Origin of the sequence: Halomonas halocynthiae DSM 14573, assembly GCF_000425725.1 — a bacterium.
Taxonomy (GTDB): domain Bacteria; phylum Pseudomonadota; class Gammaproteobacteria; order Pseudomonadales; family Halomonadaceae; genus Halomonas; species Halomonas halocynthiae.
On record NZ_KE384439.1, the window covers coordinates 549,943 to 572,862 of the forward strand.

Genomic DNA, 22,920 nt, shown 5'->3' on the forward strand with positions numbered 1-22,920 from the left:
GATCAATCAGCCGACGCGTCCAGTGCTTGGTCAATGTCTGCAATCAGGTCATCAATGTGTTCAATACCAATCGACAATCGCACCATATCTGCGGTCACACCGGCTGACGCCAGCTCTTCATCATTAAGCTGTCGGTGAGTGGTCGACGCAGGAATCGATGAACAGCTTTTTGCATCACCGATATTAACCAAGCGCAGAATCAGCGCTAGCGCATCGTAGAAGCGCGCCCCTGCCTCACGGCCGCCTTCGATACCAAAGCTCAGGATGCCCGATGCCTGACCGTTCATGTAGCGCTGAACCAGCGCATGATCAGGGTGGCTCTCAAGCCCTGCGTATTGTACCCAAGTAACACGGGGGTGTTGCTCAAGGTAGTGCGCCACCGCTAATGCATTAGATGATACGCGCTCAATACGCAGCGCCAGCGTTTCAAGCCCTTGTAACAGGTTCCAAGCCGCCTGAGCCGACAGTGCTGCCCCCATATTGCGCAGCGGAACAACACGCGCTCGACCAATGAATGCCGCCGCACCTAAATCGCGGGTGTAGCAAACGCCATGGTAAGACGGGTCGGGCTGATTAAGCAGCGGAAAACGTTCTGCATTCTCAGCCCAGGGAAACTTGCCACTATCCACAATAACGCCGCCGATAGTCGTACCATGCCCGCCGATATACTTAGTGGCCGAGTGAATAACAATATCAGCGCCCTGCTCAAACGGCCGGCACAAAAACGGCGTTGCTACCGTATTATCAACCAGCAGCGGCACACCATGGCGGTGGGCGATCTCGGCCAGTTTAGCCAAATCCACTACGCCCCCAGATGGGTTACCGATACTCTCGCAGAAGACTCCCCGAGTCCGCTCATCAATCAGCGCTTCAATGGCGTCAAAATCATGGCGGTCCGCAAAACGTACCTCAATGCCCTGGCGCGGTAACGTATGAGCAAACAGGTTATAGGTACCGCCATAAAGCTCACTGATTGAGATGATGTTATCCCCCACCTCAGCAATCGTCTGAATGGCATATGTGATGGCTGACATGCCAGACGCCACAGCCAAACCAGCAATCCCGCCTTCAAGCGCGGCGACACGCTGTTCCAGCACAGCGCATGTCGGGTTCATGATCCGTGAGTAGATATTGCCTTCTACTTTAAGGTCAAACAGGTCCGCCGCATGCTGGGCGCTATCAAAGGAAAAAGACGTCGTTTGATGAATCGGCACCGCAACAGCGTGCTGGCTATCTGGCGCATAACCGTGGTGCAAGGCAAGTGTTTCACGTTTCATTGAGGTGTCCTGTCAGTCAGCATGAAGAGTTAACGAGGGTTGGCACCTTCCTCATGCACAGAGCTCTGCACACAAAGGGGCAGCCTGCTATACCGAGGCAACGATGCCTTACCGTGAACCTAACGTCTTGGTGTAATTCACTATACTTGGCCGCTGCACAAAAACCACCCTTGATTGACGTGTTGGCACAGTTGCAACAAAACTTACCAATGGTATAGTTACCAATAGTAAGTTATGCCGAGTTTCCCTGAACTCGCGTTAATCTAACTTGCAAACACCGTGCTAGACGCTACCTACCACGATATATTTACGCTATGAGGTATACGATGAACCCCGTCAATCTTGATACAGCTGATGAGCTTGCCACCCCTATTCTGAAAGGATTTCAGGAAAGCTACGGCATGATTCCTAACTTCTACACCGCGCTGGGTATCGATGGAGCAAGCCTGACAGGCTATTTGGCATTCGAAGAAGCCATCGAAAACAATGGCGTGCTAAGTGGGCGCCAGCGAGAGCTAATTGCTTTGGCTGTAGCCAACCGCAATGGATGTCACTACTGTGTTAGCGGACATACCTTTTCAGCCCGAAAACTCGGTTTAAGCAAAGAGGAATGCCGTGCTGCCCAGAGTGGTGAGGCCAGCGCCCCCTTAGAGCAAGCCATGCTCGACCTAGCGCTCAAGGTAATGGAACATAACGGAGCTTGCCCTGTTGAGTACAAGGATCGCTGCAAAGAACTGGGCATGAATGATGCTCAGATCATGCAAGTGGTTGCCTGGGCAGGCATTAATAACTTCAGCAACTGGGTCAACAACTTGGTGCAACCCAAGATCGACTTCCCGAAAGTCGAGTTGGTTCCCACTGCCTAATTAAGTGAAGCAACGATGCGTAAGAGACTTTCCAAAGACGAGCGACGCCAACAACTGCTGGACCTTTCTCTGGTCATTCTCGAGCGCGAGGGTGCAGATGCCCTCACCCTGGCCACGCTCGCTCAAGAAGCGGGCGTGACTAAACCCGTCGCGTATGATCACTTTCAGAGCCGCACCAACCTGCTCTACCAGCTATATGCGCGATTCGACCAGCGACTCATCGACGTCACTCGGCAACGAATTACCCCTCAGGCTTGCTCATTGCATGAGCGAGTACATCATGTGGTGACCGCTTACTTTGACTGCGTTAAATACTGTGGCCCTCAATATGAAGCGATCGTGTCCGCGTTAATGGCTTACCCCGAGCACAAAGACATTCGCACCAACGTACGCAACTCATTCGTGGAGGTCTATCAGGCGCTTTTCTGGGACTGTGATAACGATGGATACCTAACCTACCGTCTCGTGGCCGTTTTCGGTGCAATCGAAGAAATAGCCAAGGCAACCATGGAAGATCAGATCCCCTACGACCAAGCCATTGAAACACTAGAAAGCATAATTGTTTCAACACTTCAGCTGGGTAAAAAAAGCGCTTAAGTCATATCGAAGTCATATCGAGTTGATAACAAGAACACACTCGCTGATATTGGAGGCATACTCCTCATTACGAAGCAAACGATGCTTAAGCGATATTTACCTGCCCTACTGTGGCTGCCTCACTACAACCGCCGCCTACTAAGCAGCGACTTAATGGCCGGTGTGATTGTCACCCTGATGGTCATCCCCCAGTCCATGGCGTATGCAATGCTGGCGGGTTTGCCAGCGGTGGTTGGCTTATATGCCAGCCTACTACCCGCCATCCTCTATGCTTTGCTTGGCACCAGCCGTACTCTGGCTGTTGGCCCAGTCGCCATTATCGGCTTAATGACCGGTGCGGCTCTCTCCCGAGTGGCAGAGCCTGGTACCCAGGAGTACTTACAAGCAGCCTGGCACTTATCGCTATTGTCAGGTGCCATGCTAGCCATCATGGGTGCACTAAAAATGGGGTTTTTTGCCAATTTTCTGAGCCACCCTGTTATTGGTGGGTTTCTATCGGCTTCGGGCTTGTTAATTGCCATCAGCCAGCTCTCTCATCTGATTGGTGTTGATGCCAGTGGATACACTGCCCTATCACTGTTAAATAGCCTTGTTCACCACCTCAGTGATATCAACCTGCCCACAATGGCGCTAGGCGTGGGCACTCTGATGTGGTTGTTTGCCGTGCGACGCTGGGGGCGACGCACCTTAATTCGCCTAGGACTAACCAGAGGGTTAGTCACCCTAACACAACGCGCAGGCCCATTATTCGCCGTCATTCTGAGCACCGTAATCAGCGCTGTGTTCAAACTACATGAGCATGGCGTCGCCGTTGTTGGCACCATTCCCGCGGGATTACCTCCGCTCACGTTACCTCTGCCTAACGCGACGCTCTGGCAGGCACTGTGGATGCCTGCGCTATTGATTAGCGTGGTGGGTTTTGTTGAATCTATTTCCATGGCTCAATTAATGGCGGCACGCCGTCGCGAGCGTATTGTGCCGAACCAAGAATTAATCGGGCTTGGTGGCGCTAATCTTGCAGCAGCTTTTAGCGCAGGCATGCCCGTTTCTGGCGGCTTATCACGCACAGTAATTAATGCCGGTGCTGGCTCACGTACCCCAATGGCCGGTGCCTTTGCCGCCGTGGGTATTGGCGTGATCACCTTATGGCTGACACCTTGGCTTTTTCACCTGCCCGTAGCAACATTGGCAGCCACTATCATCATGTCCGTGCTCACCCTAGTCGATATTCCCTTGATGCGCCGCACGTTGCGCTACTCGCGCAGCGATTTCTCGGCCATGGCCGTGACGATGTTCATGACACTGACTGACGGCGTAGAAAGCGGCCTATTGCTTGGTGTGGCGTTATCAATCGGCCTGTTTCTTTATCGCACCAGCCGCCCCCATAGCGCATTGGTAGGACGCATTCCAGGCACAGAGCACTTTCGCAATTCCGCCCGCCACGAAACACAGACAGCCGACCACTTAGCACTGCTGCGTATTGACGAAAGCCTATACTTTGCTAACGCGCGTTACCTGGAAGACACCATTCAAGCCCTGGTTGCCAAGCGCCGAGGTATTGAGCATGTGGTGTTGATCTGCTCAGCCGTCAACTTAATTGACGCATCGGCCTTAGAAAGCCTAGACAGCATCAACCGTCGTCTATCAGAAGCGCGCGTTACACTTCATCTGGCCGAAGTGAAAGGACCTGTAATGGACCGGCTGAAAAAAAGCGACTTCCTCGGCTCGCTAAGTGGCCGAGTCTTTCTGAGCACCTACTCAGCATGGAAAACACTGAAACAGAAAGCAAAATAGTCGACAAATCAGAGAGGCGAAGGCATTCTCATTAAAGACAGACTTGCTGACAGGGTGATTGACACTCACGGTCGTCAGCACGTTTAGCCGGCCAACAGCCGGATACCACACACCTGATGTCAACTATTTGATCTCAAACACCTGGAATATTGCGTCGGCTCATGGAAATAGCACCGAAACAGAACCTCGCAATCAGCGCCTACAGCCAGCTTAAGCACGACATCATACGTAGTGTTTTTGCACCTGGTGAAAAACTGCTGATGAGCAAGCTCAAGGAGCGCTACGATCTGGGCGTTGGCCCACTTCGCGAAGCCTTGTCACACTTAGTTGCTGAACGGCTAGTGGTCGCCATCAGCCAGCGCGGATATCGCGTGGCGCCCATGTCACGTCAGGAGTTACATGACCTGTACGATGCGCGTACTCAGCTGGAAGGCTTAATTCTAGAGCTGGCTATTGAGCGCGGCGATGATCGTTGGGAAGCCAATATTCTGGCAACCGCACACACATTGGCCAAAGTCGTTGAAATCAACTCTACCGAGCAAGTACTGGACGTCTGGGACGCTCGGCACAGCGATTTTCATACCGCTATTGCCGCTGGCTGCAAGTCGCCGCACTTAATGCAGGCGCGCGCCCAGCTGTTCGACCAGGTCGAGCGCTATCGCCACCTATGGCTGAGAGAAACCGTTCTCTCTGAAAAAGCCCTGGCTCGCAAACGCAATGAACATGCCGAGCTGGTCGATATCATTCTCAAACGAGACGCGATCAAAGCACGCGATATGATGCGGGCGCACTTGATGACGCCAGTGCCCATCATTATTGAAGTGATGGAGCGACAAGGTCTCGCCTGACACCTTTGTCGTCATCACCCTGTCACGTTATGCCATCATGCTAAGCGTGACACTACTCAAAGGAGATAGCATTCATGCCTAAGCTCACACGTCTTTCTCGGAGTCAGGAAATGCGTCTTGAACGCTTGATCGCTCACACAGGGCTGGAACGCAGTGTGCTGATTGAGCAACTGGTTGCCAATGGCCTCAGCCAGCTGGAAACCGAACACTTTGGCGATGACATGATGTTATCGGGCGGCCGCACTATCGACCAGCTGCTGCGTGAAAGCGGCCTCGGGGCTTAATACACGCTGGCGAAACGTCACGCACGGCCTAAACTCGCGAAGCATACGCCGTCTGACTGGTCGGCGTATGTGCACCTTTACGCTGCTCCTGCGCCAGCCTTTCCGCCAGAGCAGCCCGTGGGTCTCGGGGGTAAAAACGCTCAGGCTGGCGTAATATTCGATGATAGAAACGTACGTCTTTGTACGGCATTTTCATGAACCCTGACACACCCAGCCCTTCAATCAACCCCACGGCAGACAGAATATCACGCAAACATTGATGAAACTCCGCCTCACGGGACGGGTCCAGTAACCGATAATAGCTATGTATCTTCATGTGCTCAGGCAGCACTTCGAAGATAATCATGCCGGTATGGTGAATATCGTTAAGTGTCTTCAAGGTGTTGATAATGGCGTCAGGCAGCGTTAGAAACTCCTCTGGGTCAGGGCCATCCTCAAAATAGCTGTGTAACCGGCTATGATCTTCAAGCTCCGGCACTGAGCTGACCTCGTATTTCAACGAGCCATCCGGCACCGAAAAAGGCTGATCAATGGACTCACGCTCCACGTGCAGCGTATCGCGTGCATTGAACAGGCAACTCTTGAAAATACCCTGACGATGCACACCACGTGCTAACGTCACCATATTATTCACCGCAGCCACAAATGCTGGTTTCAGCGCAGGGTCGTGTAAAATCAGCGAAGCGTCGATATGTACGCCGTCGGCTTCCCAGTTTACCGCCAGCCCACCTACAACCGGATACTTGCCTAAACGGCTGACAGAAGCGAGGAACGCTTTTTCAGTCTCCCCCATTCCCTGCATGAAATTTTTGTAATAACGATCAAGCTGTACATCATCAACATGATCCAAGCTATTGATGTGCTCTTCTTCACGTAAAAATGCCTTGCGCGAACTGTACACCACCGTATCAACGTCACGATCCAGCGCCCGGCTCCATACTGGCACCAGCGGCTGCTCTTCGGCGTCAGGCAAATCAAGCATCACGGTTCGTGCCAGCCGAGGCATCTCACGCAGGTAGTAATCTCCCGCTTTTCGGCGCACGGCGGGGTCCGCATCCAGCATGCCATCCAGCATGCGCGCAAACTCCTTGGGCAACCCCAGCGACGTCGCCGGAATCGCTTGATGACCAAAGCGGCACGACTGGCCGGACGCCAACGCATACAGCGTGCCCGCTGCCCCTTGTTCGTCAAAACGCGGAGATGACAACGCCCCGTTAAGCTGATCTTCGCCGATGAAATAAACATCACCCAGCCGCGCATTAGTCTGCTGCATACTGTCTGACATCAGCTCCATGACGTTGGTCACCACAAACTGCTGACTGGCATCAAGCTGAGCAAACACCGATGACCCCCAGTCAATCAGGGCAATCGACTCATCGCGTTCATCAAACACTAAGTTCGACGGCTTAATATCACCATGAACTACCGGGCGACCCGCAGGGTTCGTTTCACAGCGCAGCGCCACCAAAAGATCCGCCAGCTGAGCAGCAATATGCACAATCAAGCGTGGCGACAAGCGCCCACGAAGCAACGACACTTCTTCCAGGTTGATACCCGGTGCCCGCTGCATGACGAGGATCGACTGGTTACGCACCCGCTGATACGCAATCAACCGAGGAATCCGAGGATGCGCCACCTGCTCCAGCATGAACGCTTCTTCTTCCAAACGATCCTGAAGATGCTGGGGCAGCGTAATGCGGCTGAATTTGAACACATAGGCGTCACCTTGCTCAGTTAGCCCAGCAAACACAAAGCCATAAGCCCCCTTACCAATCAGCGCAATATCACGATAACCCAAAAGAGCCAGCTTATTCTGGCACAGCGCCACCCACTCCTTGAGCTTTCGCGCATCGTCCTGTCTAAGCAAATAGATCGACTGATCTTCGGGAATGTAAAACTGCTGCAAATTAGCTTGGGGCATCGGGTCCACCTACGGCTATCAGCTAGCAACTACCAGCTACGCAGTATGCGCCTTAATCAACGCTTCCTGAGCCTGTTTAAGCGTCGTGCTCAAGCCCACTTTGTAACGGTGTGGATTATCAAACCGCTTGTACTCCTGTGGCAGTTTGGCAAAGCGCTGCTGGCAGTACTCGGCAATCTCTGCCAGCGAACGCAAAGTAATGCTAATTTCACCGTTAGCCATCACCTCATGTAACAACGGCTCCTGGTGTAATTGGCCAAGCTCCATGCGCTTGAATGGGTCCGCTGGGTGGTGCATTACCTCAACATCAGCGTCATCGCTCAGCCCAATTACATCGGCCCCTACCCAGCCACCCTCAGCCGTCGTCAACCGCGACACCTGCTTGGCATGGGGCAACGTCACCTTCTCTAAGCTATCAGACAGTTTTATGCGTGGCTTACCATTAGAGTAAACCAGCTTGTAGACCCCATCTAACGCACCATCAGGCTTGCCAATCACCAGATTCGTGCCAACACCGTACACATCAATGGCTGCCCCCTGTTCCTGCAGGCTTTTAATCACATACTCATCCAACGAGTTAGAAGCAGCGATCTTCACCGCATGCAGTCCTGCGGCATCGAGTAACTCTCGGCTTTGGCGTGATAGATAGGCGAGATCACCGCTATCCAAGCGAATTGCCTGTAACTGCTGACCGCGTGCCTGCATTTCCTTAGCTACCGTAATCGCGTTGGGTACACCACTTCTTAGTGTGTCGTAGGTATCCACCAACAATACACAACCATCTGGGCGATGCTTGGCGAAGTCGCGAAAGGCCGCCAATTCGTCGTCATAACTTTGTACAAAGGAGTGGGCCATGGTGCCAGCCACTGGAATATTGAAATCCTTGCCAGCCACCACATTACTCGTGGCATTCATCCCTCCCACAAACGCCGCCCGAGTTGCGTAATACCCGCCTGCCGCTTGTGCCCGACGTAGCCCGAAGTCCAGCAATGCTCGGTCGCCGGCGATCCAGCGCATACGACACGCTTTCGTAGCAATCAAGCTTTGAAAATTCAAAAGGTTAAGTAGCAGGGTTTCAATCACCTGTGTTTCGATCAGCGTGCCTTCTACACGCAGCACCGGCTGATTCGGAAACACCACGTCGCCTTCTGACACCGAAGCAATTCGTCCGCGAAAGCGAAACGCTTTCAAATAGGCAAGAAAGTCGTCGGAAAAATTCTGTTGTGACAGATAGGCCAGATCCGCGTCGCTAAAGCGCAGTGACTCAATGGACTTCAGCAGATCCTCCAGCCCCGCAAAAATGGTATATCCCCCGCCGAACGGGTTGTTGCGAAAATAATAATCAAATACCGCATCCTGCAGGTGCGTCTCGCTCTTGAAGTACACTTGCGCCATGCTGAGCTGATACAAGTCGGTATAGGTTGCCGTGAAACTGAACATCTGATCCCCTGTTATCAATGACGCTTACCCACCGGCCCGTAACGCATCCCCATTCGGACAGTGATATAAATATGCCGACAAAAAGAACAATTCTATCTCACCGCGGAGCAGGCTGTCCTACTAGCCCAATCTCGTGTGGTCAGAAACGGAAATAAGTGACGTCATGTTCAGCTTCTCATTGGTGTTTTTTCACGAAACTTCACTTATTGAGGCTTCGACAAACAGACCGGAACTCCTGGCAAGAAACGGATGAACGCAGACAGCGGTTACTGCAAAAGTCCCATCTCATGACAGGGGTTTCTGCTATGGCGTGATCACCACAGGCGTATGCTGCAAGCCATCTTGTCGCTCCCGTAAATGTCACCCCAGCACGCAGGGAGCGTTTGTTTAGCACAAACACCCCCCTGGCTGCTCAACGTTTTTCCATCAGCTTAGGTGCAACAACATGGTTTCTGGCGAGGTCAAATAGTGCTTCCAAAGGTTGCAGAAACGCGCAATGGTACCGCCATCAATTAAGCGATGATCACCCGCCCAGGTAACCGTCATGATCGCGCGCCGGCACACCTGGCCTGCGTCATCAAAACGCGGCAACCACTGGGTTTTACCCATGGCCACAATCGCCACTTCTGGGGTGTTAATGATCGGCGCGGCATAGGTGCCGCCCAAGGCACCAATATTCGAGATGGTGATGGTGCCATCTTTCAGGTCAGACTGGGCAACCCGCCCTTCTCGCGCATCATTGGTGAGGCGTTGAATGTCTCGCGCAATATCCAACAGACTGAGGCGCTCGACACCTTTAACATTCGGCACCATCAGTCCTGCTTTGCCATCCACTGCCATGCCAATATTACACGAGGGCAGGTAGCGAATTTCATCACCCGATTCACTAAGCTGGCTGTTAAGAATCGGAAATTCAGCCACAGCCAAGGCCATGGCTTTCATGAAAAACGGCATCAACGTCAGCCGAGTTTCCAGCGCTTCAGCACGCGGCTTAAGTCGCTCACGCAAGGCAACCAATTCGGTAACATCGATCTCCTCACCGTACTGAAAGTGCGGAATTGTACTGGCCGAAGCCACCATGCGTTTGGCCATGGCAGCACGCATCCCCCGCAGGGGTTCGACGCGCACTTCGCCAATCTCTTGAGCTGGCTGGCCGCTTGACGGTGCCGACGGTTCGGCGGTCAACCATGCCGCAATGTCTTCCTTGAGTACTCGGCCATTTTTACCTGAGCCTGGCACCTGGGCCAAATCAAGATCGTGTTCACGTAACAATCGACGCACTGCTGGGCTAGCAGGGACCCTACCATACTCCCCCTCGCCAGAAGACGAGTGCTGCCTGCTGGCGCCTGCCACTGCATGCGGCTGTGCCTCAAGCGGTTCCAGCATGCTGCCTTCAACAGGCTCCTCGGCATTTTGCTTAACATCCTGCGCAACGTTTTGCGCACCATCCTGCGTAGCATCATCACCTGCTGAGTCATCGTCAGATACGTACGCATACAGCGGCGCATGTACCTTGGCAATCTCACCTTGCGCCACATACAGTTTGGTGACTCGCCCAGCTTCTGGGGCGGTAATTTCGACCAGCGCTTTGTCTGTCATCACTTCAACCACGGGCTGGTCTTCAACGATCATATCGCCTTCGCTAACCCGCCACTCAACCACTTCGCATTCCACGATACCTTCACCGATATCGGGCAGTTTGAATTCACTCATGGGGTCTCTCCTGTCCTGATACCAAGCTTAAAAGTGCATACTTTCACGAATCGCCTCGAACACCTTAAGGTGATCGGGAATGTATTCCTTCTCCAGCGTTAGTGGGAACGGGGTATCCAGCCCCGTCACACGCCGGATGGGCGACTCCAGATACAAAAAGCAGCGCTCTTGAATGGCAGCAGCAATCTCACCAGCAAAGCCCCCAGTGCGTGGCGCTTCATGCGTCACCACCAACCGCCCGGTTTTGAACACCGACTCCGCAATGGTCTCTTCATCCCAGGGCAGAATGCTGCGCAGGTCAATCACTTCACAAGAGATACCTTCTTTTTCAGCAAGCGCGACGGCCTTGCCAATGACTTCCATCTGGGCTCCCCAGCCCACCACGGTGATATCGCTACCTTCGCTGACGACCTCCGCAACGCCCAACGGCAGCTGGTAATCCTCGTCAGGCACCTCACCTGTGGATGCACGATAAAGCCGCTTTGGCTCAAGAAACAGCACAGGGTCTGGGTCACGAATAGACGCCAGCAACAGACCTTTGGCTTGATGGGGGTTACGCGGTACCACCACCTTAAGCCCTGGCGTATGAGCGAAATACGCTTCTGGTGATTGAGAATGATAAAGCCCACCAGAAATGCCGCCTCCGTAGGGCGTGCGAATGGTCAGGCCGCCGACATTGAACAGATCGCCGGAGCGATAGCGAAACTTAGCGGTTTCGTTAACAATCTGGTCGAATGCCGGAAAAATGTAGTCAGCAAACTGAATTTCAGCCACCGGCACAGAGCCTTGAGCCGCTAAACCATTGGCAAAGCCAATGATGCCCTGCTCCACTAGCGGTGTATTAAAACAACGCCTGCGACCATACTTTTCCTGCAAATGGCTGGTGGCACGGAACACGCCGCCAAAGCTACCCACATCTTCACCAAAGCACAGTACCTTCTCGTCTTCCGCCATAGCGATGTCCAACGCTTGGTTGATCGCCTGCAACATATTACGTGTTGGCATGTTAGGCACCTCCCTGAGTGTTATCGCGGGTATCTTCAGTGGGTTCTAACAGGCGAGCCCCCTTAGGGTATGCCTCAGGGTAACGGCGAATATGTGCGGTTAATGTCTCCATCTGCTCCTTTAATGCGGGTGTGACGTCGGCATACACATCAGAGATCAGGCTTTCCAGCGGCGGCGGCGGACGCTTCTCGGCACGCTTCAGCGTATCAAGCACATCACGACGCAGTATCTCTTGTTGTGTTTTCTCCTCCTCATCACTCCACCAGTCCTGAGCCGTTAACCAGTGACGAAAGCGCAGTACCGGGTCTTTTTCCCGCCAAATCTCTTCTTCTTTTTTCGAGCGATAACCCGATGGATCGTCTGACGATGAGTGCGCAGCAAGACGGTAGGTCATGGCCTCAATCAACACCGGTTTGTTCTGTTCTACTGCAATACGTCGCGCCTCTTGAGTCGCACGATAAACCGCCAGCAGGTCGTTTCCGTCCACTCGCAGCACTTGCATACCATAACCGAATGCACGCGGCGCAATACCATCACCGGCATACTGCTCCGATGACGGTGTTGAAATGGCATAGCCGTTGTTACGGCAGAAAAATATTACCGGAGCCTCATGTACCGCTGCCATATTCATACCCGCATGAAAGTCACCTTCTGACGCCGCCCCTTCACCAAAAAACACTAAGGTACAAAGCCCCTCTCCAGCGAGCTTCTGGCCATAGGCATAACCGGCGGCTTGAGGGATCTGGGTACCTAGCGGTGAAGAAATTGTCATGTAATGCAGCTTGCGCGAGCCATAGTGCACCGGCATCTGACGGCCTTTGCCGTAATCCAGCTCGTTGCCGAACAGCTGATTCATGAACTCATCAATACTGAAGCCGCGATACAGCAACGCCCCCTGCTCACGGTATTGCGCCATGATCATGTCAGCATCATCAAGCGCCGCCGTAGCACCAATTACCGCCGACTCTTCACCCGTACACTGCATATAGAACGACAGCCGCCCTTGGCGCTGAGACGCCATCATGCGCTCGTCCAGCACTCGCGTGGCAAGCATGGCCTGATAGATACGCCGCGCCTTGTCACGATCAAGGCTGGGTCTGTCTGCACCATCAAGCAAGTCACCCGCCTGAGACAGCACGCGGTAGGTAGGAATAGAAACGTCATTACCTGACAGAAAGTCAGGTGTGTGAATCTCATGCGCTGTGGTCATCGTCATGATCCTTGTCCCTTTTGAGGACAGTGTTGTCTGTTTTTTCCGGGATCGCCAGGGGATTGCCCCAGCGCCCATCAACGCTACAACCTGACGTTAACGTAAACTGCAATGATTGGCCATAAAAGAAATAACCCTCAGCCCCCCAATGCTCCCCTTGACGTCAAATCGCTCCTTTTGTAGAACGTTCTATAAAAGGAACATTAACAGAAGAGGTGAATACCTTGGAGCTGTAGCGTAGTGACCTATCCGTATCCGATGCCATCCGCTGGCGCATACTGCGGATCGCCAACGGCAAGAACACAGACGTTAATAGCACGGATACCCTATTCATGGAGCTGGGCATCTATTGAGGTTAACCGCCTCACAAACCACTACGCCCTGACTGCAGCCAAGCAAACAGGCTGTCGACACACAGTGCCAGCAACGCGATCAGCAGTGCGCCCTGTAGCACATGGGCGGTGTTGCCGTTAACAATGCCAGAAATGATCGGATCGCCAAGATTACTGGCCCCCATCGTAGCGCCAATAGCAGCGGTGGCGATGCTAATGGTCACCGAGGTACGAATACCCGCCACAATCACCGAGGCAGCCAGCGGCATTTCCACCCGCCATAGCCGCTGATGTGGCCGCATCCCCATACCTCTAGCGGCTTCTCGAACATCAGCAGAAACTCCCTGCAAGCCAGCTAATGTATTACGCACAATCGGTAACAGCCCATACAGAAGTAGCGCGACGATTACCGGCAAGGTGCCAAAACCCAGCACAGGAACCGCCAATGCCAGCACGGCCACCGGCGGGAAGGTTTGACCAATTGCGGCTACCTGAGCGACAAGCGGTAGAAAATCTCTGCCCCATTGCCGAGTAACCGCGATCGACGCGCCCACCCCAATAATGATGGAAAGCGCGCCTGCCACGCTAACCACCAACACGTGCTTGCCTAGCAAGCTGAGAAAATCAGCACGGGCATAAATCACACTACGGCTGCTTGGCTCAAGCCAACGAAAAACCGGCTCAAGCTGATCCATCCCAACACAGGCAGCAAGCAGCAGGCCCAGCCACACCAGTGGCACAGTTAATCCGCGTAGCCGGCTCACGACGACAGCCCCCTAGTCGTGCCCATCGGGGCCCTCGCCGTTACAACATCAGCTAAACGTAACGTGCCCAGACTCTCACTGCCCTCAACAACATTCAGACAATCAACGCGGTGCCATAGCATCAACGAAAGCGCATCTCGCAGCGTTTTATTAGCATCGATATCTGGCACGCCTGATGTCATTTCAGCGTGGCATAGCCGTTGAGCAACCGGGGTCAGAGCCGCCTCTTTCAGACCACGGCTATTGCCGCCTAATAACGATTCGACAAATTCATCGACCGGCTCTCGTAGCAACTCAATTGGCCTGCCCTGCTGACGAATTTGCCCTTCGTGCATAACGACTAAGCGGTCAGCTAGGCGCAACGCTTCATCCATATCATGGGTGACAAACACAATGGTTTTGTTAAGCCGATGGTGTAGCGACAATAGCTCTTCCTGCAGGCCATCACGAGTCAGCGGATCAAGTGCGCCGAACGGCTCATCCATTAACAGAATCTCTGGATCAGCCGCCAACGCCCGGGCAACACCGACCCGCTGTGCTTGCCCGCCAGAAAGCTGACGCGGGTATTTACCCGAAAAGCGCTCCGCGCTCATTCCCAGCAGCGCCATCAGCTCATCAACCCGTGCGGCGATACGTTCTGGCTCCCAGCCTAATAACCGCGGCACCAAGCCAATATTGCGTGCCACCGTCCAGTGGGGAAACAGGCCAACATGTTGGATCACATAACCGATACGCCGTCTTAACAAGTCTTCACGAAAACCACGAACTGGCTGGCCGTCGATATGTATTTCACCCGCACTGTGCTCAATCAGCCGGTTGATCATGCGCAACGTTGTCGACTTGCCACAGCCCGAGGTGCCCACTAGTACACAAAATTCGCCCTTGTTAATGGTGAGGTTCAGGTCGCGAACGGCCCACATCTCACCAAACTGACGACTCAGGTTTTTCAGCTCAATCATGCCGCGCCTCCTGGCTGCAACCACTCGCCCAGAGCGCCAAGCAAGGCATCAGCCAACAGCGCCATAATGAGAATGGGCAAAGCGCCCAGTAATACTAGGTCCATGGCTGCCTGCCCTAGCCCCTGAAAAATAAAGCGCCCCAGACCACCAGCACCAATCAGAGCCGCAACAGCCGCCAACCCAATAGCCTGCACCGTAGTGATACGTATCCCTTCGAGTAACACTGGCAGCGCGAGTGGCAAGCGCACTTGTCGAAATACCTGCCCTGACGTCATCCCCATACCTCTGGCGGCATCAATCACGCCAGGGTCGACGTCATCAAGCGCCACAAAGGTATTGCGCACCAACGGTAACAGGCTATAACCAATTAATGCCAAAAGCGCTGGGGCCCAGCCAATACCACTAATCCCAAGCGATGCCAGCCAAGGGTGATTCGCCGCAAGCCACGCCAGTGGGGCAATCAGCAGCCCGAAAAGCGCCAAGCTGGGGATGGTTTGCAGGAAATTGAGTAGAGCGAACCCTGGCCCTCTGAGTCGCGGCCAGTGGCGCATGATCAGTGCCAGAGTGACGCCTATGACAAGGCCGCACCCCACCGAGGCACTGACCAACAGCAGATGCTCGCCAATGGCGGTATAAAACGCATCGCTTCGCGTCACGAATTCACGCCGCAGCGCCAGGCTATCGAGCCAGGGGGTCGCTATCAATACCGCACTAAAACTCATCATGGGAATCAATAGCAGCAACCCACCTTGCCAACGCGACAGCCCAAGCCGAGTGCGCACCTCAATCACGCTGAGCAACAGGAGAAAAAGTACCACCCAGATACCGGCCCCAATGCCCAACCGTGCCCCAGGTAGTTCTGGGCTCACCAGATTATGGGCTGCCAACGCTAGCCACAACGGCAGGGCTGCTAACGTCAACACCACTAATAAAGCCACCACCACCAGTTGACGGCGCGAACTCTTCAGCGCCAACACCCCAGCAATAATCACGGGCAGCAAACCCAGCACCACGCCTGGCCAGCCGGCCACTCCAAACACACCAACGCTGCTGCCAGGTACAATTCGATTCGGCGCCACACTCACCGATGACAATACCAGCCACGCCATCACGCTAGAGACCATCAAGAAAACCAGTACCGGATTCGCCTTGGCACTGGCCATCGAATGAGCTGCTGGAGTTACTCCCGCCATCACTGGCCCCTCCTGCTACCGGACACTCGGCTCAATTATCCAACGTAGCAAGAAAGTCTGCGGCCACGTTGGCTGGGTCTAAGCCATTCACTGCCACATCGCCATTCAAACGCTGCAGTGTCTCGCGGTCCAGTGCGGCAAACAGCGGGGCCAATAAATCAGCGATGTCAGGATTTTCATCCAGGACACTCTGGCGTATCACCGGCGCAGGCTGATAGACCGGCTGCACGCCGAGGTTGTCATCCAGCACCTGTAGATCCAGCGCCTGCAAGCCACCGTCGGTGCCGTAGACCATGGCGGCATTAACCCCATCAGTTTGAAGCGCAGCAGCACGCATGGTCGCGGCAGTGTTACCTCCCGACAGCACCAGCAACTGGCCTTGGCTCAGCTCAAAGCCGTAGGCTTCCTGAAACGATGGCAGCGCCTGGGGCGATTCAACAAACTCAGCGCTGGCGGCCAGTTTCAGCTTGCCGCCCTCCTCCAGATAATCCGCCAGGTCTTCTAGGCTTGTCAGGTCGTTGTCGCGCGCCAGATCGCCACGCACACTGATTGCCCACGTATTATTGGCCGGCGCAGGTGTCAGCCACACCAGCTGATTAGCGTCAAGATCCTTGTCACGCACCGTTTCATAGCCGCTATCGGCTTTCTGCCACACCGGACTATCGGCCATGTCAAAGAAAAAGGCACCGTTGCCCGTGTATTCTGGATAGATATCTATCTCGCCAGACACCAACGCCTGCCGCACGATATTGGTCACCCCTAGCTGCAGGCGATCCTTGACCTCTACACCGCCATTTTCAAGCTGCTGTAACACCAACTCCCCCAGAACGGAGCCTTCGGTATCAATTTTTGAGCCAATCACTACCGGACTGGCAGCATGAGCTGTCGCAAGACTCACCAAGCTACCAACCGCCAAGGTGGTGGTGACAAGGTGTCGAGTCACACGATTCAATAACGGAAATTTCATAGACAGCACCCCAGAGGCCAATTACTTGGTATGGTGACGAATTAATGGAAGTTATCCGCTATTGTTTTCATTATTCGCCCCCTGTCGTCAACTCTATACAGTTGAAAAATCATGACCCAGTCTTACGCGCCGCCTTCCTTTGACCACTGGTTTGATCACTGGCAGCACCCTCAGGTGCGCGACCTGGCATGGCTGCTCGAAGCGCCAGATTTGCTGACATTAGAACACGCCAAACGCCCAAGCCTGGCTGAGCTTGGGCTGGCCGAGCCAGACGTCAGGCAACGTTTTCTCGCTCAGCTGGAAAATAGCCCAGAACAACTTAGCACAACATTTGGCGACACCAGCCAGCAAAAACTAGGGCTCTATCATGAATCACTCTGGCAGTTATTGTTGTCGTCGGCACCAGGCACTCGTTTATTAGCCAACAACCTGCCTATCATCGATAATCGGCGCACCCTCGGTGAGCTAGACCTACTCTATAGCTGCCGCGACACCGGCCTACCGATTCACCTTGAAGTCACCGTGAAATATTACCTGGGCCTTCCACTCGGCCCAGGCGCCGCAAATAGCCACTCACGCTGGATTGGGCCCGATGGCAAAGACAGCCTGGCACGCAAAAGCACACGGCTTCATCAGCACCAACTTCCTATTGCCCACACGCGCCAGGCACGGGAAGCCATTACACAACACCTCGGAATGTGCCCACCAGGACAACTATCGCAGCGCCTAGCCACACCGGGCGTGCTGTTTTATCCGCTAGAGGGCAACCTTCCTACCCCTCAGCATGTCAACCTCCAACACCTCAAAGGTCGATGGTTACATTGGCAGCATTGGCAAGACCTTATCGCCACCTTGCCCACAGGAATGCGCGGCGCCTGGCTACAGAAACCTTATTGGCTTGCCCCACCGCCACCGCATCAGCTCGCACCATTAGCACAGCTAAAACACCAACTCACCCATCACTTCAACAACAAAGCAACACCTGTTCAACTCGCGCTTCGCTACCCAAATGGCTACCCCGGCGGCATACCCCATAACTGGCTACGCGTATTTATCGTCAACGACACTTGGCCACAACAAATCCCTCTGCCACCACAGAGCAAAGAGTGATAGAGAAAAGTAGGTTTAGAGCGTTCGCGACGTGGCTTACTGAGGGATAACCTAGGTATTACTCTGGCCTGACAGCACCTGCTCCAGCAACGACCATTTACGCGGCAACAGGCTTACCTCTAGGCCCAAAGGCCGGAAGACTCGGCTCTTTAGCTCTGGGGTAACATTCCCTTTGTCGCCCTCCAGATCAGACAAGGTCCGCCGACTGATACCCACCAACGCGGCGTAGCGGGCCTGTGTCAGCCCCAGTACATCGCGACGCAAAGCACGCAGCAGCTGCCCATCAGTGAGCTCACCGGCATAAAACTGCTTCAGCAACACCACCAGAGCCGCTTCACGATCATCAGGGATATGAGGTTTCACAATAGCCCCCAGCGTTTAAGCCGAGCATCGACGGTACGCAAGCCTACCGCCGGCATATCCAGAAGGCGAGACGGAATCCCTCGTGCAGCTAGGCGTTCATCCAGCCCCTCAAGAGTTGACGCAAGCTGCTGAAGTGACTCCAGCAGTTTCTCGGGCTCAACAACATCCGACAGCGAGTTTGCGATGGCGTGCCAATCAAATTCTCCGCCGACTTCCAACGGAGGGCCCCACTGCGTAGTTCGTGTCACGCCCTCAGGGTCAGCTCGCATCGGAGCAAAGTCATAAACGGGGGCCAGCCACACGCCTTCAGGACGCTTGAGCAGCGCCGTATTACGGCCATGGTTATCAGAATTACCAAAGGCGATATTGAGCAAATCGCGACGGGTCCACTCGATCACAAAAGCCTCCGCATCAAAACGCTCACCCAGCTCGCGGACTCGGTGCTGCTCCTGCAGCAGTCTCACCAAGTGGCGAAGAGTGTCAGCCTGGCGCAGGAAACTGCCAGGTGCCGCCCCCATCAACGAGTAAACCGACTCTAGGCCATAGCGAACCCAGGCACCATCGAGGTACTGCATATCGAAACGCGGCAACCACAGAGAGGGATAGCGCTCACCTTCAACAAGGCGCATGGAACGAGTCTCGATGGTATCAATGCCCAGCGCGGCCAACTCCTGATAGTAGTGATACTCCGCCCGCAGGATGTCGCAATCGTCCGCAGAGCGGCTGCCACGGGGAAATTTTACCAACATCGGCAAGTCGGGGCAGTGAGTCTCCTGCTGCCAGGTATCGATCCAGACTTGCTCACCCTGGCACTCGGACGCTTGGGTGAGCCTAAGCAGCATTTTCGGTGCCTCTCCGCCAGCACCGGTCGCACCGCCGCTGGCCGCACCCATTTGCTGAGCATACTCCAGAAAGTCCACATCGCGCTCTACCACGCTCTGCACCGGAAAACGGCGCTCCCCCATGGCATCCTGGGTGGCATTATCAGGCACCGCTTCTTTAATGCGCAGGTTGCCTACCGGTGCAATCGTGCCGCGAGCCAATAACTCTGCATCCTGGCGTCCCGCCGGAAGATCCTGAATTCCGAGATAGTTCACCCAAAAGCGGCGACTGGCACCTGCTGGCATGATGTCTTCTAGGAAGCCGAACCAGCGCGGAGATTTATGGGTAAGCATCAGCTCTACCGGCAGTCGCAGGCTGCAAGCACGCAGATCGTCACAGAACATTTTTTCGAGGGCATAATCGGTGATATAGCACAGCCGAGACGTTCCACTCACCCCCTTCTCGGGATCAGGCAAAACGACCTCGGCAGCATCGTGCCAAGCGTGGTCAACGTGAACTTGCACCGTCAGTTTCAAGGCTCACCCATGCGTAATATATTGCTCAAAAAGATATACTGACAAAGATTATGAGCAGCATAACGCATAAAAGTTTAACAACGAACCCTAAATGTGCAATATTTTTCACACTTCATAGTTAGCGTTTCATTAAAGAAAAGCAAGAGAAGGCTTGTCGAAGGTGCCTGTACTGCCGGCCTTAGTCGCCCGCTCGCACCAGAGAAAAATCACAGATCGATGCTAGCCTAGTCCCCTCAGGGGCTTAAGGGCCGCCATTACCATTGTCCCTTTGGGGATATCGCCACCCTTTACTCCTACTGCTATTACTATCCCCCGCCCCAAATAACAACAAGGTGAGGTAAATGGAAAAAATTAACGCTTATCCACGTGGCCATGGGCTAAATGCCAAGTCAGGCTTGCGTCGTGGTATGACTTGGCTGATCGTGGTTCTAATAGCGAGCCTTAGTGGATACTGGTTTGGTGGTAAGGATGGGTTTGGTATCTATGTGTTACTCCCAACCTTAGTCGTTATCAGCATGGCCCTAATCACTCAGCGAACTCTAGAAGCGTTATTAGCAGGCACCCTAAGCGGTTTGCTAATGGTGTCACCTACCACAGTGCTGAGCGACATGGCCAACACAGGGCTAGGCGTCATGCAAGACCCAACCATGGGTTGGATCACCTTAGTCTGCGGCCTCTTAGGCAGCCTGATAGGTTTATTACAGTTCGCACGCGGCACCGAAGCTTTCAGTCACTCTGCGGGCAAATATCTTAAAAATCGAAGAAATGCAATGCTTGGAGCAACCAGTCTTGGAGTTCTTATCTTTATCGATGATTACTTAAATGTTATGACAGTCTCTGCTGCTATGAGGCGACTGTTTGACAAGTTAAAAATATCACGCTCCATGCTAGCCTACATTGTTGACTCTACCGCAGCTCCAGTATGCCTTATTATCCCCTTTTCCACCTGGGCTATTTATTTGTCAGGGTTACTTGAAAGCAATGGTGTAGCAGAGACTGGAAGAGGGTTTTCTGTCTATATAACTTTAATTCCTTACTTTTTTTATCCTTGGCTGGCTCTTATAATAGTTATTATGGCAGGGCTTGGAATAATTCCAATACTTGGTAAAAAAATGAAAGATGCTGAACAGGGAAGGGAATCTATCATTGAGAGTAAAGAAGAAAACCATCATCAAAAAGCAACCATAAAATCACCTAAATTAATTAATTTCTTAATACCAATGGCAACGCTACTACTGGCTACTTGGTGGTCTGGAATAGACGCCCTAATCGGTGTTGGCTTTTCTCTAATCGTAACACTTTCACTATTTTCAGCTCAAAAAATTGCACCTTTAAATCGTATGTTTGACGAGCTCCTAACAGGTTTTCAACAAATGCTCTTGCCATTGGGCATTGTCTTTTCAGCATTTATGCTTCAGTCAGTTAATGAGACACTAGGGCTTACTGAAACACTTATCGCATGGGCTCAACCCATGATGCAAGGGAGCTGGCTACCTGCAATAACTTTTATACTATTATCCATTCTCGCCTTCGCTACTGGTTCATTCTGGGGTGTTTACGCCATCGCATTTCCGATTGTAATTCCCTTAGCCCAAGCGACTGATGCCTCTTTATCTCTCACTTTAGGCGCAATGATTTCTGCAGGTGCCTTTGGGTCACATGCCTGCTTCTTTGGAGACGCAACAGTCCTCAGCGCTCGTGGCTGCGGCATCACGCCAATTCAACATGCCTTGACCCAACTTCCCTACGTTTTGTTAGCAGCACTAATCAGTACTGCTCTTTACATTATAGCTTCTTAAAGGAGATCACCATGCATCGTACTGGATTCGCTTTTCACGAACATTGCATGTGGCACGACAGCGGCCCCTGCTCAATATTTCCCACGGCCGGAGGGCATGTGCAACCAGCAGGCGCAGCTGAACACCCTGAGACGAAACGGCGTCTACGTAACTTAGTAGAAATGACCGGCTTGATTGACGAACTAACGCCTCTTAAAGGCGAGGTAGCAAGTGAAAAGGACCTGCTACGTTTCCATACCGCTGAATATCTGTCTCGGTTAGCTAAGCTAAGTGAACGCGGACATGGAGATGCTGGTGACTGCGCTCCGGTGGGGAAAGACAGCTACCAGATAGCGAGACGCTCCACCGGCCAAGCAATAGAAGCAATAGATGCCGTACTACGTGGCGACTGTGATAATGCTTACGCCTTGTGCCGCCCGCCTGGACACCATGCAGAAAGGGACCAAGGTAAAGGCTTTTGTTTGCTAGGAAATATTCCCGTAGCTGTAATGACTACGATGGAAAAATACGACCTCAAACGCGTAGCAATTCTTGACTGGGACGTGCATCACGGCAACGGAACTCAGCAGGCTTTTTGGAAACGAGATGATGTTTTAACAATATCAATTCATCATGACAATAATTACCCTATAGGTAGCGGAGGAATCAATGAGCGGGGAGAAGGTGATGGCCTTAACTTCAATCTTAATGTTCCACTACCTGCTGGCAGTGGCATCGGTGCTTACCTTGCCTGTATGGAGCGAGTAATAATACCTGCATTAACTGCCTTTCGTCCTGAACTGATTGTCGTGGCCTGTGGTTATGATGCCAGCGCCATGGACCCCTTAGGCTGCATGCTTCTCAATAGTGATGCCTTCTATTCTCTCACCCAACAGCTGCTAGATACTGCTGAAATGCTATGCAATGGTCGCTTGGTTATGGTGCATGAAGGGGGGTACTCGGAAGGCTATGTACCATTCTGTGGACATGCCGTGCTCCAAGCACTTGCGGGAAGTAGTATTTCAGCAAATGATCCAGCGAGTAAGGAAATTTCCTTATGGGGGCAACAATCCCTTCAACCACACCAAAATGAGCTACTGATAAAGGCCGAAACATTGGTAGAGGCACTTACATAGGCTAT

The 22,920-nt window shown here is 53.3% G+C and carries 20 protein-coding genes and 1 pseudogene; 9 read left to right on the forward strand and 12 right to left on the reverse strand.

Going from position 1 to position 22,920, the window contains the following annotated elements:
* Nucleotides 1–2: 2 nt before the first annotated feature.
* Nucleotides 3–1,277 carry an O-acetylhomoserine aminocarboxypropyltransferase/cysteine synthase family protein gene (locus tag H616_RS0108180; protein WP_027966933.1) on the reverse strand — a complete coding sequence of 425 codons (1,275 nt, stop codon included), beginning with the start codon at nt 1,275–1,277 and terminating at the stop codon, nt 3–5.
* A gap of 326 nt (nt 1,278–1,603) precedes the next feature.
* On the opposite strand from H616_RS0108180, the gene H616_RS14505 reads away from it, so the two are divergent.
* The 5 genes from H616_RS14505 to H616_RS0108205 all read left to right on the forward strand — a co-directional run bounded on the left by H616_RS14505 (nt 1,604) and on the right by H616_RS0108205 (nt 5,666).
* Entirely contained in the window at nt 1,604–2,143 is a 540-nt protein-coding gene (locus H616_RS14505) for a carboxymuconolactone decarboxylase family protein (RefSeq protein ID WP_051234090.1), read from the forward strand.
* 15 nt (nt 2,144–2,158) lie between these two features.
* Nucleotides 2,159–2,740: a TetR/AcrR family transcriptional regulator gene (locus H616_RS15215; RefSeq protein ID WP_051234092.1), complete on the forward strand. Its 582-nt coding sequence runs from the start codon at nt 2,159–2,161 to the stop codon at nt 2,738–2,740.
* 81 nt (nt 2,741–2,821) lie between these two features.
* Nucleotides 2,822–4,534, forward strand: a complete 1,713-nt coding sequence (locus H616_RS0108195; RefSeq protein ID WP_027966934.1) for a SulP family inorganic anion transporter — start codon at nt 2,822–2,824, stop codon at nt 4,532–4,534.
* Nucleotides 4,535–4,695: 161 nt separating this feature from the next.
* Entirely contained in the window at nt 4,696–5,382 is a 687-nt protein-coding gene (gene csiR, locus H616_RS0108200) for a DNA-binding transcriptional regulator CsiR (protein ID WP_027966935.1), read from the forward strand.
* A gap of 74 nt (nt 5,383–5,456) precedes the next feature.
* A complete protein-coding gene (locus tag H616_RS0108205; RefSeq protein WP_027966936.1) occupies nt 5,457–5,666 on the forward strand; it encodes a hypothetical protein in 210 nt (69 codons plus the stop codon).
* A gap of 28 nt (nt 5,667–5,694) precedes the next feature.
* On the opposite strand, the gene H616_RS14515 is transcribed toward H616_RS0108205, so the two are convergent.
* Both H616_RS14515 and H616_RS0108215 read right to left on the reverse strand, forming a co-directional pair.
* A complete protein-coding gene (locus tag H616_RS14515; RefSeq protein WP_051234094.1) occupies nt 5,695–7,587 on the reverse strand; it encodes a protein kinase domain-containing protein in 1,893 nt (630 codons plus the stop codon).
* A gap of 36 nt (nt 7,588–7,623) precedes the next feature.
* The gene (locus H616_RS0108215; protein ID WP_027966937.1) at nt 7,624–9,027 is read right to left on the reverse strand and encodes a nicotinate phosphoribosyltransferase; all 1,404 of its coding nucleotides are present in this window, start codon (nt 9,025–9,027) and stop codon (nt 7,624–7,626) included.
* A 271-nt stretch (nt 9,028–9,298) separates the two neighbouring features.
* Between H616_RS0108215 and H616_RS15800 the strand changes: the two are divergent.
* Nucleotides 9,299–9,418 (forward strand): annotated as a pseudogene (locus tag H616_RS15800) (Ada metal-binding domain-containing protein); the annotation flags it as partial.
* Between the two features lie 35 nt (nt 9,419–9,453).
* Here H616_RS15800 and H616_RS0108220 read toward each other — a convergent pair.
* From H616_RS0108220 to osmF, 7 genes are all read right to left on the reverse strand, one after another.
* Nucleotides 9,454–10,740 (reverse strand): 2-oxo acid dehydrogenase subunit E2, encoded by a 1,287-nt coding sequence (locus tag H616_RS0108220; protein ID WP_027966938.1) that lies wholly within the window; start codon nt 10,738–10,740, stop codon nt 9,454–9,456.
* 27 nt (nt 10,741–10,767) lie between these two features.
* The gene (locus tag H616_RS0108225; protein ID WP_027966939.1) at nt 10,768–11,745 is read right to left on the reverse strand and encodes an alpha-ketoacid dehydrogenase subunit beta; all 978 of its coding nucleotides are present in this window, start codon (nt 11,743–11,745) and stop codon (nt 10,768–10,770) included.
* A 1-nt stretch (nt 11,746) separates the two neighbouring features.
* Entirely contained in the window at nt 11,747–12,961 is a 1,215-nt protein-coding gene (locus H616_RS0108230) for a thiamine pyrophosphate-dependent dehydrogenase E1 component subunit alpha (RefSeq protein WP_051234096.1), read from the reverse strand.
* Nucleotides 12,962–13,319: 358 nt separating this feature from the next.
* On the reverse strand, nt 13,320–14,051 hold the full coding sequence (locus H616_RS0108235; RefSeq protein ID WP_027966941.1) for an ABC transporter permease: 732 nt from the start codon (nt 14,049–14,051) through the stop codon (nt 13,320–13,322).
* Nucleotides 14,048–15,010, reverse strand: a complete 963-nt coding sequence (locus tag H616_RS0108240) for an ABC transporter ATP-binding protein (RefSeq protein WP_027966942.1) — start codon at nt 15,008–15,010, stop codon at nt 14,048–14,050. Before H616_RS0108240 ends, H616_RS0108235 begins: the two co-directional genes overlap by 4 nt.
* Nucleotides 15,007–16,203: an ABC transporter permease gene (locus H616_RS0108245; protein WP_240470551.1), complete on the reverse strand. Its 1,197-nt coding sequence runs from the start codon at nt 16,201–16,203 to the stop codon at nt 15,007–15,009. The genes H616_RS0108240 and H616_RS0108245 overlap by 4 nt, the downstream gene beginning before the upstream one ends.
* 31 nt (nt 16,204–16,234) lie before the next feature.
* Nucleotides 16,235–17,170: a glycine betaine ABC transporter substrate-binding protein OsmF gene (osmF, locus tag H616_RS0108250; protein ID WP_027966944.1), complete on the reverse strand. Its 936-nt coding sequence runs from the start codon at nt 17,168–17,170 to the stop codon at nt 16,235–16,237.
* Between the two features lie 111 nt (nt 17,171–17,281).
* Here osmF and H616_RS0108255 point away from each other — a divergent pair, with 111 nt between their 5' ends.
* A complete protein-coding gene (locus tag H616_RS0108255) occupies nt 17,282–18,280 on the forward strand; it encodes a DUF1853 family protein (protein WP_027966945.1) in 999 nt (332 codons plus the stop codon).
* Nucleotides 18,281–18,331: 51 nt separating this feature from the next.
* On the opposite strand, the gene H616_RS0108260 is transcribed toward H616_RS0108255, so the two are convergent.
* Together H616_RS0108260 and H616_RS0108265 are read right to left on the reverse strand one after the other, a co-directional pair.
* A complete protein-coding gene (locus H616_RS0108260; protein WP_035572758.1) occupies nt 18,332–18,643 on the reverse strand; it encodes a helix-turn-helix domain-containing protein in 312 nt (103 codons plus the stop codon).
* Complete coding sequence (locus H616_RS0108265; protein ID WP_027966947.1) at nt 18,640–20,001, reverse strand: type II toxin-antitoxin system HipA family toxin; 1,362 nt, start codon at nt 19,999–20,001, stop codon at nt 18,640–18,642. Before H616_RS0108265 ends, H616_RS0108260 begins: the two co-directional genes overlap by 4 nt.
* A 341-nt stretch (nt 20,002–20,342) precedes the next feature.
* On the opposite strand from H616_RS0108265, the gene H616_RS0108270 reads away from it, so the two are divergent.
* Together H616_RS0108270 and H616_RS0108275 are read left to right on the forward strand one after the other, a co-directional pair.
* Nucleotides 20,343–21,800, forward strand: a complete 1,458-nt coding sequence (locus tag H616_RS0108270; RefSeq protein ID WP_051234098.1) for a Na+/H+ antiporter NhaC family protein — start codon at nt 20,343–20,345, stop codon at nt 21,798–21,800.
* An 11-nt stretch (nt 21,801–21,811) separates the two neighbouring features.
* Nucleotides 21,812–22,915: a class II histone deacetylase gene (locus tag H616_RS0108275; RefSeq protein ID WP_027966949.1), complete on the forward strand. Its 1,104-nt coding sequence runs from the start codon at nt 21,812–21,814 to the stop codon at nt 22,913–22,915.
* Nucleotides 22,916–22,920 lie beyond the last annotated feature (5 nt).